Source organism: Mesorhizobium sp. AA22, from assembly GCF_001672375.2.
GTDB classification, from domain to species: domain Bacteria; phylum Pseudomonadota; class Alphaproteobacteria; order Rhizobiales; family Rhizobiaceae; genus Mesorhizobium; species Mesorhizobium wenxiniae.
The window spans coordinates 3,246,142-3,259,148 of the sequence record NZ_CP048406.1; the positions used below are offsets into that span (position 1 = coordinate 3,246,142).

The window sequence follows — 13,007 nt, forward strand, 5'->3', positions numbered from 1 at the left end:
AGCGAAACCATGCTGACCAAATCTCCCGTTTCGACAAACCTGCTCGACCGGGTCACCGAGGCCGGTCTGGCATGGGGCGAGGGCACCTATGCGCGTCTTGCCGCACCGGTCGGGGCGGCGGCCTTCGCGCTTTACATCGTGTTGATCGCTGTGACGACATGGTTCATCCCCGACGCCAATTGGGACATGCTGCCCTACCTCGCGATCGCCGAGGAGGGCAGCTATCCCAATGTGCAGGCGCTGCACGACTATGCTTATGGCACGGTTAGGGACGGCGTCTCGGCGGGCGAGTACAAGACACTGACGGACGACAGCGGCGGCTTCCGCAGTCATATGGCCGGGAATTCCACCGACTTCCATTCGCTGCTCGGCATGTACCGGATCAAGTTCCTTTACGCCGAGATCCTTTCGACGATGAGTTCTGTGATGTCGCCGGTCGAGGCGATGCGTGTGATCTCAGTATTGTCGGTGCTGCTGTTCGGTGCGATCGCGCTGCTCTGGCTGCGGTCCGAAGGCGCGCTGGCGCTGGCGCCGGTCGCCGGCGCGGTGCTGATCATGGCCGAATTCGGCGACGCGGCGCGGGCAAATACACCTGATCTGCTATGCTCCGCGCTGTTCCTCGGCGGGCTTTTTGCGTATGTGCGCGGTCGCGAAGTGGCCACCGCGATCCTGCTTTTCCTCGCTTTCATGGCGCGGCCCGACAACATCGTCTTTCTTGCGATCTTCGCCGCATTGCTGGTCGCCTTCCGGCAGAAGGGGTGGGGCGCTCTGACCGGATTTGCCGCCTCCCTGGTCGCCTATTTCGCTATCTCGCATTGGGCGCAGCATCCCGGCTGGTGGCCGCATCTGTGGTTCTCCAACGTCGAGCAGCACTATAACATGGACGGTTTCGATCCACCCTTCTCGGCTGTCGTCTATCTCCGGGCTCTTGCCGCCTCCCTGGTCCGCGCCGTCAGCCTGAACAGCTGGGTCGGCGTCTCGGTGCTGGCGCTGGCGGGGTGGTATGCGACCGGCCGCGCCGGCTTCAAGCTCGACCGCCGTGCCGGCATCCTGTTTGCGGCGCTGGTGCTCGGCGCGCTGGCCAAGTTCACCGTCTTCCCCATCCACGACACCCGCATCTACTTTCCCTATCTGATCCCGCCGTTCCTGCTGCTCGCCGGCCCCTTCATGGCGCTGTGGGCGAGCATCGAACGGCGTCGCGCCCCAGTGTTGCACGTCGTTTCGGGAGATGAACCATGAGGTCCGTCTCCAGCCTGGCGCGCATCATTTTCCCTTGAAGCAGCTGATCTCAACTGCAGTGCCCCGCGTCCTTTTGGGCGCGTAAAGGACGCTGTGGAATTTTTCCGCGCATGATCCAGGCGAAAATCGATTCCGATTTTCGGGGGCATGCGCCGGGGTCGCGCCGCACCTGTGGCGTGTCGCAAACAGGCGGTAGCGCGATGGCCGTCGTCTGCATATTGTGCGCCGGTCAGCGGGCGCCGGCGCCCGCAACAGCACTTTTGGAGTCGCGGGCATGGCAGGGTTTCCGGAAAAGGCGAAGGTCGTCATCGTCGGGCTGGGCGGCATTGTCGGCGCATCGGTCGCCCATCACCTGATCGAGCGCGGATGGGACGACATCGTCGGCATCGACAAATCAGGCATCCCGACCGACATCGGCTCGACGGCGCACGCCTCCGACTTCTGCTACACGACTAGCCATGACTTCCTGTCTTGCTGGACGACGCTCTATTCCATCGATTTCTACGAGAAGATGGGCCATTACGCCCGCATCGGCGGCCTTGAGGTCGCTCGCGTCGGCGACGACGATCGCATGGAGGAGATCAAGCGCAAGATCGCATCGGCAAAGGCCTTCGGCACGCGTGCCCGCCTGATCGATCCGGCCGAGATCAAGCAGAAATTCCCGCTGATCGAAGAAGAGAAGGTGCAGGGCGGCCTGTGGGATCCCGATGCCGGTCTCGTCATCCCGCGCTCGCAAACGGTCGCCGGCAAGCTGGTCGATCATGCGGTAGCCTCCGGCAAGCTCAAATCCTTCGCTAACACGCCGGCCAAGTCGCTCGTCGTCGAGAACGGGCGTATCAAGGGCGTGGTGACCGACCGTGGCACAATCGAGGCCGACTACGTGATTGTGTGCGCGGGTATTTGGGGCCGGTTGATCGCGGAAATGGTGGGCGAGGACCTGCCGGTGATGCCGATCGACCATCCGCTTACCTTCTTCGGGCCCTACACCGAATTCGCCGGCACCGGCAAGGAGATCGGCTGGCCGCTGCTGCGCGACCAGGGCAACTCGGCCTATATGCGCGACACCGGCGACCCCAAGACCGCCGAAGGCGGGCAGATCGAATGGGGCTATTACGAGGAGACCAATCCGCGCCTTTGCCATCCGCGCGACCTTCTGGAGAAACACCAGGCCCGTCTTTCGCCCTCGCAACGCGACCTCGACATGGAACAGATCCTGGCACCGCTCGAGCGCGCCATGGAACTGACGCCGATCCTGGGCGAACTGGGTTATAATGAGAGCCATTCCTTCAACGGGCTTCTGCAGGTGACGTCAGACGGCGGCCCCTCTATGGGCGAGAGCCAGAAGGTGCGGGGCCTCTGGTATGCCGTCGCAATATGGGTCAAGGACGGCCCCGGCATGGGCAAGCTTATCGCCGACTGGATGACGGACGGCCGGACGTCGATCGACCACCACGCCATCGACTATTCGCGCTTCTATCCGCACCAGACGCAAGAGCAGTTCATCTGGGACCGCTGCACCGAAACGGCGATGAAGGTCTACAATCCCGCCGTCCATCCGCGCGAGCCCTTCTCCAAGGCTCGCAACGTGCGCCGCTCGCCTTTCTGGGAGCGCGAGAAGGAACTCGGCGGCTATTTCATGGAGCTCGGCGGCTGGGAGCGCGCCCATGGCTATGCCGCCAACGAGCACCTGCTCGAGAAATACGGCAACCGGGTGCCGGTGCGCGAAAACGAGTGGGACAACCGCCATTTCTGGCGCGTCTCCAATGCCGAGCATCTCGCCATGAGCGAGGATTGCGGCATCGTAAATCTATCGCATTTCGCGATGTACGACGTGGCAGGGCCGGATCATGTCGCGCTGATGGAATGGCTGTGCGCGGCCAAGATCGGCGGCGACGGCAATATCGGCAAAGGCATCTACACGCATTTCCTCGACGATGAAGGCATGGTGCGCGCCGACCTGACCGTCATCCGCATGGCCGACCGGTGCCGCGTCATCGACGGTGCCGATGCCGGCCCGCGGGACTTCCACTACATGCAGCGGACGGCAGAAGACAAAGGGTTCGACGTCACCATCACCGATGTGACCGAGAACTACGTGACCGTCGGCATCTGGGGTCCGAACGCGCGCTCAACCTTGCAGAAGGTCGTCGAGGACCCGGACGGGCTGACGCCGGAGAACTTTGCCTTTGCAGCGATCAAGCCCGTCAAGATCGGCGGCAAGGACGTGACCGCTTTCCGCATCTCCTATGTCGGTGAGCAGGGCTGGGAACTGCACATGCGATATGAAGACGGGCTGGCCGTATGGGACGCGTTGCGTTCGACCGGCGTGATGGCTTTTGGCGTCGAGACCTATGCCAACAGCCGCCGCATGGAGAAGAGCCTGCGCCTGCAGAACGCGGATCTTTTGACCGAGTACAATCTGCTGGAGGCCGATCTTGCCCGTCCGAAGGTCAAGGAGGCTGATTTCAGCGGCAAGGCAAAGCATCTGGAGTATCGCGCCCGCGCGCATCAGCCGGCCATGCTTTGCACGCTCGTCATAACGGACAATGTCGATTCCAGGGGCGTAGCCCGTTATCCGGTCGGCACGATGCCGGTGATGGACCCGCAAACGGGTGAGACGCTGGTCGACGAACTCGGCCGCCGGTCGTTCACGACCTCGATCGCCTATGGCCCGACCATCGGCAAGAACATCGCGCTCGCCTATCTGCCCTGGGCGTATTGCCAGGAAGGCCGCAAGCTGAACGTCGAATATTTCGGCGAGACATACCCGGTCGAAGTGGCCGCCGTCGGCCACAGGCCGCTCTACGACCCGGAGAACCTCAATCCACGCAGCTGAGCCTCCCACAATAGATGGCGAGGGGCGGACTCGCAAAAATGTGAACGCAAAGCCTTAAAGCGCGTCGCGTCTGAGGGGGAGTCATGCGACGCGCTTTAAGTTATTGTTTTATATGCATGTCATTACCCCAAACCGCTGCACACTTTTGGCGACATGCATTAGCCCGGCGCTGGGCTTTTCGCTTTGTGGCGCGACGATTATCGCTTACCTTGCTGCAATGTCTGCTTTTCCCCACGCAAGACATCTCCTTTCAGGCGCCGCTGCACTGGCGCTGATGCTGGGGCTGGCGCCGGAATCCCGCGCCGCCGAACCCGTCGATATCGAACTGGTGCTGGCGGTTGACGTTTCGCTGTCGATGTCACCGGCGGAGCTCGAAATTCAGCGTCGCGGTTATGTCGCGGCGCTGACGCACGACACGGTACTGCAGGCGATAGCCGATGGCGCCTATGGCAAGATTGCCGTCACCTATGTCGAATGGGCCGGCACGACCTGGCAGCACGTCATCGTGCCGTGGACGGTGATCGCCAATCGTGCCGACGCCGAGCGGGTGGTCGAACAGCTCGCCGCCCATGCGCCCAACAGCGCACGGCGCACCTCGATTTCCGGTGCCTTGCAATTCGGCAGCGATCTCTTCGCCGAAAGCGGCTTTCAGGGCGTCAAGCGCGTCATCGACATTTCAGGCGATGGCCCCAACAATCAAGGTGCTCCCGTCGACATCATCCGTGACGAGCTGGTGAAGCAAGGCATCACCATCAACGGCCTGCCGCTGATGACTCGGAGCGGCTTCACCAGTGTCTACGACGTGAACTATCTCGACCGCTACTACACCGACTGCGTCATCGGTGGGCCCGGCGCGTTCATGATCCCGGTCAATGAGTGGACGCAGTTTCCCGAAGCGATCCGCCGCAAGCTGGTGCTCGAGCTTGCCGGGCCTGCCTCACCGCAATGGGCGGCGGACGAAGCGGCGCATCCGCCAGTGATACTGGCGCAAGACAAGCCGGCCACCGACTGTCAGGTCGGCGAGAAAATGTGGCGCGACCGAAGCTGGATGTTCGACAGCCGCTAGAGCACTGGACGTTCTAGACTTGGCGAACACTCCACTCCGGGAGGCAATGGCGTCTACACCATCCAGGTGTTGCCTTTTTTACGCGACCAGCAACTGCTTGCGATCGACGCGCTCCTGCTGCGGCGAGCGCGCATAGAGCTCGCGGTAGCATTTGGAGAAATGCGAGGCGGAGACGAACCCGCAAGCGACCGCCACTTCGACCACCGGCATCGATGATTGGATCAGCAAGTGCCGGGCCCGGTCGAGGCGGATTTCCAGATAGTAGCGGGCAGGGGATCGTCCCATTTCGGTGCGGAACAGGCGCTCTATCTGGCGGCGCGACAAGTCGACATGATCGGCAATCTCGATCAGCGACAGCGGCTCGGACAGGTTTGCTTCCATCAATTCGATGATGGTCAGCACTTTGGAATTCTGCACGCCAAGGCGCGCACGCAGCGGCAGGCGCTGGCGATCGGTCGGGCTGCGTACGCGGTCGGTCAAAACCTGCTCGCAGACCCGGTTGACGAGGTTGTCGTCGAAATCGTCGCCGATCAGCTTCAGCATCATATCGAGCGCCGCGGTGCCGCCGGCGCAGGTGTAGATGTTCTGGTCAATCTCGAAGAGGTCGGCAAAGACATTGGCCTTCGGGAACGCCTCGGAAAAACCCGGCAGGTTCTCCCAATGAATGGCGCAGCGCTTGTTGGACAACAGGCCGGCGGCGGCCAGTATATGTGCGCCAGTACACAAGCCGCCGATGGCGACGCCGCGGTTGTATTCCTCGCGCAGCCAGGCGAAGGCCGATCTGTTCTGGTAGCGCTCGACATTGATGCCGCTGCAAACGACCGCCATGTTCGGCCGTTCGGGGCCGGACATCTTCTTGCGTTCGTCCTCCAGCGAGGTGTTGACGGCGCATTCGACGCCGTTCGAGGCGCGCACCGGCTTGCCGTCGATGCTGGCGAGCCGCCAACGATAGGCCTCGTAGCCGAGCATCCGGTTGGCCGAGCGCAACGGATCGAGCGCCGTTGCAAAGGCGATCATGGTGAAATCGGGGACCAGGAAGAATACAAACGACCGCCTGATCGGATGATTTACGACGTTCACAGGATAACCCTCACGCTGCAATGGCGCGAACAGGATGTCGCGATCAGCATAGCGACATCAGGAAAAACCTTTCCTGTCAATTGGCTAGGCGGCGAAAGACAGACTTTATTTGCGACATGGGTCGCAAATGGGCAATCGCTATGCGTCGACGGTCCCAGCATGCCGCCGGTTTGAGCAAATATGCGGCATGTGGTCGGCACATACAAAACGCGCCGCCTCGGCAGAACCGAAGCGGCGCTGTGATCAACTTCGAAGCAGCAGCAGATAGCGCCGCTTGCGAGCTTGTCAGATCAGGCGACGAAGCCGAGGCGTGCGGCGGCCACGGCGCCGGTCTGGCCGGGCATGGTGTTGGCAAGGCGCTGGCGCTCGAGCGCGGTCGTCAGGTTCATTTCACGGCGAGAAAAAAGGCGGGCAAAAAGCTTCATCATCATCTCCATTCGGTTGCTCAGACGGGTCGCCTTCGCTTGATGGAGTGGGGCAGCTCGTTGGCTGGCGCTGATATAGGCTTACGTGAGGGGAAACTAAATCGCAAAAGCGAAGCACTTGATAGGAAAAGCGACACCGAATGCGACAAATTTGGGCATTCCGCCCAATATTTATGATCGCTTACAAGGCGTTAGTTCGAAATGTGAGCTGCTATGCAGCCCGTTCATATGCGCCATGCAGCGGCGACATGGCTCCAAAAAACATTTGACTGCAAACAAAAAGGCCTGCCGGGCATGATCTGCGCGACAGGCCTTCAGCATTGAATACACACGATCTATTTTGCTCCGCCAGCCCAGGATCCAACGCCATAGCGAGTGCCGGTCTTGGTGTCGGTGGCTTCAGGCCAGCCGATATCCTTCTGCAGTTCGATCGGCAGAGAGCGGATGGCGCGTTCGGTCTGGTAGCGGGCGCGAGCCGCGCTGAATTCGGTCGCGATGCGGCCGATGGATGACAGGATGGACATTTTCATTCTCCTTTTTGCATTGGGTCGGGAGCTTGCCGATCGCTCGCTACACCCGGTTTGTTTCAGCTTCATTTCGTGTCGATTGCAGATCGATGTCGTGGGCGTTCAAGGCCGCTTTCGATACATCTGCCTTCGATGGAGTTGACTATCCCACCAAAGTGATGTTCAATCAAACGAAATGGAATGATAGTTTGCATCAGAAAAATTGAAGGCTGCTTCCCATGAACGCCCCACTCAATCATCCGTTGCCGCTGCTTGATCTCGACGTCTTGCGCACCTTCGTGGCAATCGCCGAGACCGGCAGTTTCACAACCGCGGCCAATGCCGTCTTCCGCACGCCGTCGGCCGTCTCCATGCAGATCAAGAAACTTGAGGACATTCTCGGCCGCTCCGTGTTTGCGCGCGACGCGCGCTCGGTGACGCTGACCACGGATGGCGAGATGCTGCTCGGCTACGCCCGCCGGCTGTTGTCTATCAACCGCGAGGTGGTGTCGAAATTCATCATCCCCGACATTGTCGGGGTGGTGCGGCTCGGCTCGCCGGACGATTATGGCGAGCGCGTGCTGCCACATGTCTTGAAGCGTTTTGCGCAGTCGCATCCCTCTATCGCAGTCGATGTCACCATCGACCAGAGCAGCAATCTGCGCCGGCGCATGGACGACCGGGCGCTCGACATCACGCTGCTCACCAATTCCTATAAGACCAGCGCGCTCGGCGCCGAAGTGCTGCTCACCGAACCGATCGTCTGGGCCGGCGCCAAGGGCGGCTGTGCGCATCTGCGCGAACCGTTGCCGGTGTCATTGTGGGAAGAGGGCTGTGCCTGGCGGGCCGGGGCGCTCGAAGCGCTCGGCCGCGAAGGCCGCAACTATCGCGTGGCCTATATGAGCGCGCATACGGCCGGCCAGCGCGCTGCAATCATGTCCGACCTCGCGGTAGCGCCGCTGCCGAAATCGTTCCTCGGCAGCGACATGGTTGAGCTTTGCCCGAAGGACGGCATGCCCGATATCGGCACCTACAATCTGGCCATGGTCGTGGCGCCGGACGCCAGCGCGCCGGTGAAGGCGGTCGCCGACCACATCCGTGCGACCTTCGAAGTGTTCAGGGAAACCGGGAAATTTTGATTCAGGACCTCAACGGCGTCGCCAGGTTGTGAGCGGTGACGACGCGATCTGTCTTTTGCAGTGACAATTTGTCGGCTTTGGCGTGATAGCTCTCGGTTTCGCTGGTCAAAAACGCCACGATGCTATCGCGCGCACGCCGCGCCTCGGGCATGTCGATGAGCGGCCATGCATGGAACATGCCTTGCTCGAGAACAACCTCAATTTCGACACCGGCGGCACGGGCCTTTTGCGCGAAGATCAGGTTGTCGGGGGTCAGCATGTCGCGCGAACCGGTCAGAAGCAGCGTTTTCGGCAACACCGAGAGGTCACCGTAAAGCGGGCTGATGCGCCAGTCGCTGGGATTTATGCCGGCACTGTAGAGCCGGACCGCCTCCAGCCCGCCCGGAATTCCCAGCCACGGATCGTAGCGTTCCGCCTCGAACACTTCCGGGTTGGCGAGCGACACGTCGAGGCCGGGCGAAATCAACACATGGCGTGACGGCAAGGGCAGGGCGTCTTCCGCTGCCATCATGGTCAGCACCACGGCCATGTTGCCGCCGGCGGAATCGCCCATAAAGACGATGTCCTGCGCTTCCGTCTCATCGAGCATCTGCCGGTAGACCTTGCCGACCATGCCGAACATGGAGTGGAAATCGTGTTCGGGAGCAATCGGGTAGATCGGCACGGTGATGCCGAAGCCCAACCGACGGGCCATATCGCCGATCAACCGCCAATGATACGGCGTGATTTCAAAGACGTAGGCGCCGCCATGCAAGTAGAGGATACGCTTCCGCTCGCCAGCCTTTGGCGCGATTTCATAGACGGGAAAGCCGTCCACGCTGCGCGTCGTGATGTCGAAACGTGATCGGAGCAAGGCAGGCGGCTGATGGTTCTCCGTCTTGCGCGCATAGGCAATCCAGCGCTGCAGGTTTTCCGGACTGGAAAAGGCTTTCTTGCGGCTATACCTGAGCACAAAGGAAACGACGTGGCTTTTGAGGCTGGGCATGCGGACACACGGACTTCGGTTGAGCCGACTAAGAGAACCCCCGCTATCGAAGATCGTGCCTTCGCCCAGAATGTCAAGATTTGCGCTGAGACAACACGGCGGTGTGATCTGGCTGGCAATCAAGGCCAGCAGCTAGTCATGGCTCGCTGCAATGCTCAGCGCCGGTGCAGCAGTGCTGCGCGCAACCGAGGGTCGCTTGCCGCCGGAGCCATATGACGGCTCCGGCGCTTGGCCAGCAGCTTGCATTTGTCGGCGAACGTCATCAGCGCGCCGAACCCAGAAGCAGGGCCGAGAAGGTGACCTGTGGGTCTTCGCGCGGCGACACTGGCCAGCCGATGTCCCTCTGAATTTCGGGCGGTAGGCTCTTCAGGGCCCGGACGGACTTGTTCCTGTTGTGCGCATGCTTGATGGCCGTACCAAAGCGGCCGAGGCTTTCGAACATCGACATCTTCATCCCTTGGAGTGCTGCGGCGGCTGGAAGTTATTTCCTGCCTGCCGTTCGATGCCGGTTAAATGCGCCGCGCATGTATCTGGTGGATTTCACGAAAACAGCGCCTTGTTTCATTTTGGGCTGGTCCGGAAACATTTGCATGCAAACGAGAATGAGGGCGAAGTGCTGCTTTCGCCGGCGGGATATTACCCCCGGCCGCGCCGGGCCGCGTGGCCTTCGCGCGAACGCCGCCGGGGGGCGGCGTCGCGGGCAATGCCGTCTTCGCTGACCGTCTTGCGCGGTGGCAGTTTCACCGCCGCCGAAAGTTTCGGGAACGGGTCGACCTTGTTCGGCAGCGCCATGGCGTAGACGAAGTGCTCCTGGAATTTCGGCTCCAGCGCGGTCTCGATCTTCTCGATCCGGCTCACCGTTTCCTCGATCTCGCGGCGATAGCCGCGGTTCAAAAGCGCCATGCGCGCGCCGGCACCGGCGGCATTGCCGACGGCCGAGACCTTGTCGAGATCGCAGTCGGGGATCAGTCCCAGCACCATGGCGTATTTCGGATCGATGAAGGAGCCGAAGGCGCCGGCGAAGTGGATGCGGTCGACATGATCGGTGTGCTGCTTTTCCATCAACAGCTTGATGCCGGCATAAAGCGCAGCCTTGGCGAGTTGGATGGCGCGCACGTCGGTCTGGGTGATGGTGATCCTGGGCTCGCCCTCCTTCAGCACGTAGGAGAAGGTGCGGCCATTCGCGGTGACCCGCGGCGAGCGGGCGGAGAGCCCGCCATCGACGACGCCGTCCTCGGAGATGATGCCGGCCAGATACATTTCGGCGACCACCTCGATGATGCCGGAGCCGCAGATACCAGTGACGCCGGTTGCCTGGACGCTGTCGCGAAAGCCGGGCTCGTCGGACCACAATTCCGAGCCGATGACGCGGTATTTCGGCTCTAGCGTATCGGGATCGATGCGCACGCGCTCGATGGCGCCCGGCGCGGCGCGCTGGCCGCCGGAGATTTCCGCGCCCTCAAAGGCCGGACCGGTGGGCGAGGAGGCCGCCACGACCCGCTGGCGATTGCCGAGCACGATCTCGGCATTGGTGCCGACATCGACGATCAGCATCATCTCGTCCTGGCGGTGCGGGCCTTCCGACAGCGTCACCGCAGCCGCGTCGGCGCCGACATGGCCGGCGATGCAAGGTAACATGTAGAGCCTGGCACCCTGGTTGAGCTTCAGGCCGATATCCGACGCCTTGATGTGCACGGCGCCGGAGACGGCCAGCGCGAAGGGCGCGCCGCCGAGCTCGGTCGGGTCGATGCCGAGGAACAGATGGTGCATGATCGGATTGCCGACGAAGACGGAATCCAGGATGTCGTTGCGCTGGACGTTGCCTTCCGCGCAAACCTTATCGACGAGACCAGAGATCGCCTCGCGCACCGCGACCGTCATGCCTTCGCGACCGTCCGGGTTCATCATCACATAGGAAACGCGGCTCATCAGATCCTCGCCGAAGCGGATCTGCGGGTTCGACGTGCCCGACGAGGCGGCGACGCGGCCCGACAGCAGCGAGACCAGATGCATGGCGATGGTGGTCGAGCCGATATCGCAGGCAAGCCCGTAGGCCTCGTTCTTGAGGCCGGGCCACAAAGAGATGACCCGCGCGGTCTCACTTTCGGCATCCTTGTGGATGGCGGCGGTCGCGGTCCAGTTGCCTTTGCGCAAGATGCCTTGCACCTGCGGCAGCAGATGGACGTCGAAATCGAGGCTCTTGAGTCCCCAGTCCTTCATCAGCGCGATCTTCAGGCGATCGAGATCGCCTAGCGGCTTGTGCATGTCGGGCTCTTCGATCTCGACATAGCACATGTGGATTGCCGAATCGCGGGCGATGACCCTGGTGTCGGCGTCCTTGCGGATGGTCTGCGCGTTGATGACCGTGTCCTGCGGCACGTCGACCACGAGATCGCCGAGGATCTGCGCCGAGCAGGACAGGCGGCGTCGTTCGGGAAGGCCGCGCACGCGTTCGTAGCGCTCCTCCTTGGCACCCTTGGGCGAGATGTGGTCGTTGGAAGAGACGATCTTATGCTTGGCGAAATTGCCTTCCTGCACCTCGACCTGGCAGCGCCCGCAAGTGGCGCGTCCGCCGCACACGCTCTCGACATAGACGCCGAGCTGGCGTGCGGCATCGAGCACCGGCGTGCCGACCGGAAACCGCCCGCGCTTGCCGGACGGCATGAACAGCACGAGCGGATCGGTGATGTTGGCAGGAGAGTTCACGATTGCGCGCTTATCCCCGGGCCATACGGGCTTCACGGCCGCCGCGCCGGCGGGCGCCATTGCCATTGCCTTCACCCGGCGTATTGACTTGCGTGGGCGCTGCGATCGCCTGGCCGCCTTCGGCCGCCTTGTAGTCCTTGTATGTCCTGATCCAGTTGGTGCAGTTCTCGTCGGTGCCGTTCAGCACATTGGCGCCGCGCACCGCCTCCATCTCCTGCGGCCGCACCGGGTTCATGATCGCCGAGGTCATGCCGGCGCCGATCACCATCGGGATGAAGGCGGCATTGATGCCGTGGCGATGCGGCAGGCCGAACGAGATGTTTGAGAGGCCGCAGGTGGTGTTGACCTTGAGCTCTTCACGCAGGCGGCGCAGGAGGGCAAAGACCTGGCGGCCGGCGTCGCCCAGCGCGCCGATCGGCATGACCAGCGGGTCGACGACCACGTCATGCGCCGGAATGCCGAAATCGGCGCAGCGCTCGACGATCTTCTTGGCGACGGCGAAGCGCACGTCCGGATCCATGGAAATGCCGGTCTCGTCATTGGAGATGGCAACCACCGGAACATCGTATTTCTTGACCAGCGGCAGGATGGCCTCGAGCTTTTCTTCCTCACCGGTGACGGAATTGACCAGCGGCCGGCCCTTGGCGACCTTGAGCGCCGCCTCGATCGCCGCGGTCACCGAACTGTCGATCGACAGCGGCAGGTCGACCAGGCCCTGCACGATCTCCAGCGTCTGCACCAGCAACGCCGGCTCGGTGGCGTTGGGATCGACGGCGGTGACGCCGGCATTGACGTCGAGCATGGTCGCGCCGCAGGCCGCCTGTTCCAGCGCGTCCCTGATGACGGTGTCGAAATTGCCCGCGATCATTTCGGCGGCGAGCTTCTTGCGCCCGGTCGGATTGATGCGTTCGCCGATCACGCAGAAGGGCTGGTCGAAGCCGATGATGATTTCTCGTGTCGCCGAGGCGACGATCGTCCGGGTCATGAAGTCTCTCCCTCGTGATATAAAGACTTCTTTATATCGT

The 13,007-nt window shown here is 62.1% G+C and carries 11 protein-coding genes; 4 read left to right on the forward strand and 7 right to left on the reverse strand.

Annotated features, from left to right (window positions below; genetic code table 11):
• The first annotated feature begins 9 nt into the window (after nucleotides 1-9).
• The 3 genes from A9K68_RS15720 (at nucleotide 10) to A9K68_RS15730 (ending at nucleotide 5,141) form a co-directional block, all read left to right on the forward strand.
• A complete protein-coding gene (locus A9K68_RS15720) occupies nucleotides 10-1,239 on the forward strand; it encodes a hypothetical protein (protein ID WP_065012257.1) in 1,230 nt (409 codons plus the stop codon).
• Between the two features lie 274 nt (nucleotides 1,240-1,513).
• On the forward strand, nucleotides 1,514-4,075 hold the full coding sequence (locus tag A9K68_RS15725; RefSeq protein ID WP_065012256.1) for an FAD-dependent oxidoreductase: 2,562 nt from the start codon (nucleotides 1,514-1,516) through the stop codon (nucleotides 4,073-4,075).
• Nucleotides 4,076-4,292: 217 nt separating this feature from the next.
• Nucleotides 4,293-5,141: a DUF1194 domain-containing protein gene (locus A9K68_RS15730; RefSeq protein ID WP_065012255.1), complete on the forward strand. Its 849-nt coding sequence runs from the start codon at nucleotides 4,293-4,295 to the stop codon at nucleotides 5,139-5,141.
• A 78-nt stretch (nucleotides 5,142-5,219) separates the two neighbouring features.
• Here the strand turns inward: A9K68_RS15730 and A9K68_RS15735 are convergent, their stop codons facing one another.
• From A9K68_RS15735 to A9K68_RS15745, 3 genes are all read right to left on the reverse strand, one after another.
• Complete coding sequence (locus A9K68_RS15735) at nucleotides 5,220-6,221, reverse strand: GlxA family transcriptional regulator (protein ID WP_029351952.1); 1,002 nt, start codon at nucleotides 6,219-6,221, stop codon at nucleotides 5,220-5,222.
• 290 nt (nucleotides 6,222-6,511) lie between these two features.
• On the reverse strand, nucleotides 6,512-6,658 hold the full coding sequence (locus A9K68_RS15740; RefSeq protein WP_163602974.1) for a hypothetical protein: 147 nt from the start codon (nucleotides 6,656-6,658) through the stop codon (nucleotides 6,512-6,514).
• Between the two features lie 323 nt (nucleotides 6,659-6,981).
• Nucleotides 6,982-7,170: a hypothetical protein gene (locus A9K68_RS15745; protein ID WP_065012351.1), complete on the reverse strand. Its 189-nt coding sequence runs from the start codon at nucleotides 7,168-7,170 to the stop codon at nucleotides 6,982-6,984.
• 221 nt (nucleotides 7,171-7,391) lie between these two features.
• Between A9K68_RS15745 and A9K68_RS15750 the strand changes: the two genes are divergently transcribed.
• Entirely contained in the window at nucleotides 7,392-8,291 is a 900-nt protein-coding gene (locus A9K68_RS15750; RefSeq protein WP_029351948.1) for a LysR substrate-binding domain-containing protein, read from the forward strand.
• 1 nt (nucleotide 8,292) lies between these two features.
• On the opposite strand, the gene A9K68_RS15755 is transcribed toward A9K68_RS15750, so the two are convergent.
• The 4 genes from A9K68_RS15755 to A9K68_RS15770 form a co-directional block, all read right to left on the reverse strand.
• Nucleotides 8,293-9,276: an alpha/beta hydrolase gene (locus tag A9K68_RS15755; protein WP_065012254.1), complete on the reverse strand. Its 984-nt coding sequence runs from the start codon at nucleotides 9,274-9,276 to the stop codon at nucleotides 8,293-8,295.
• Between the two features lie 262 nt (nucleotides 9,277-9,538).
• The gene (locus A9K68_RS15760; protein WP_348640721.1) at nucleotides 9,539-9,718 is read right to left on the reverse strand and encodes a hypothetical protein; all 180 of its coding nucleotides are present in this window, start codon (nucleotides 9,716-9,718) and stop codon (nucleotides 9,539-9,541) included.
• Between the two features lie 194 nt (nucleotides 9,719-9,912).
• The gene (locus A9K68_RS15765) at nucleotides 9,913-12,042 is read right to left on the reverse strand and encodes an ASKHA domain-containing protein (protein ID WP_065012253.1); all 2,130 of its coding nucleotides are present in this window, start codon (nucleotides 12,040-12,042) and stop codon (nucleotides 9,913-9,915) included.
• Nucleotides 11,993-12,967: a methyltetrahydrofolate cobalamin methyltransferase gene (locus A9K68_RS15770; RefSeq protein WP_065012252.1), complete on the reverse strand. Its 975-nt coding sequence runs from the start codon at nucleotides 12,965-12,967 to the stop codon at nucleotides 11,993-11,995. Before A9K68_RS15770 ends, A9K68_RS15765 begins: the two co-directional genes overlap by 50 nt.
• Nucleotides 12,968-13,007 lie beyond the last annotated feature (40 nt).

Coding starts and splice junctions, on each gene's coding strand:
- A9K68_RS15765 (WP_065012253.1), bottom strand. CDS start 12,042: ATGGCGCCCGCCGGCGCGGCGGCCGTGAAGCCCGTATGGCCCGGGGAT.
- A9K68_RS15725 (WP_065012256.1), top strand. CDS start 1,514: ATGGCAGGGTTTCCGGAAAAGGCGAAGGTCGTCATCGTCGGGCTGGGC.
- A9K68_RS15750 (WP_029351948.1), top strand. CDS start 7,392: ATGAACGCCCCACTCAATCATCCGTTGCCGCTGCTTGATCTCGACGTC.
- A9K68_RS15760 (WP_348640721.1), bottom strand. CDS start 9,718: ATGTTCGAAAGCCTCGGCCGCTTTGGTACGGCCATCAAGCATGCGCAC.
- A9K68_RS15740 (WP_163602974.1), bottom strand. CDS start 6,658: ATGGAGATGATGATGAAGCTTTTTGCCCGCCTTTTTTCTCGCCGTGAA.
- A9K68_RS15720 (WP_065012257.1), top strand. CDS start 10: ATGCTGACCAAATCTCCCGTTTCGACAAACCTGCTCGACCGGGTCACC.
- A9K68_RS15755 (WP_065012254.1), bottom strand. CDS start 9,276: ATGCCCAGCCTCAAAAGCCACGTCGTTTCCTTTGTGCTCAGGTATAGC.
- A9K68_RS15745 (WP_065012351.1), bottom strand. CDS start 7,170: ATGTCCATCCTGTCATCCATCGGCCGCATCGCGACCGAATTCAGCGCG.
- A9K68_RS15770 (WP_065012252.1), bottom strand. CDS start 12,967: ATGACCCGGACGATCGTCGCCTCGGCGACACGAGAAATCATCATCGGC.
- A9K68_RS15730 (WP_065012255.1), top strand. CDS start 4,293: ATGTCTGCTTTTCCCCACGCAAGACATCTCCTTTCAGGCGCCGCTGCA.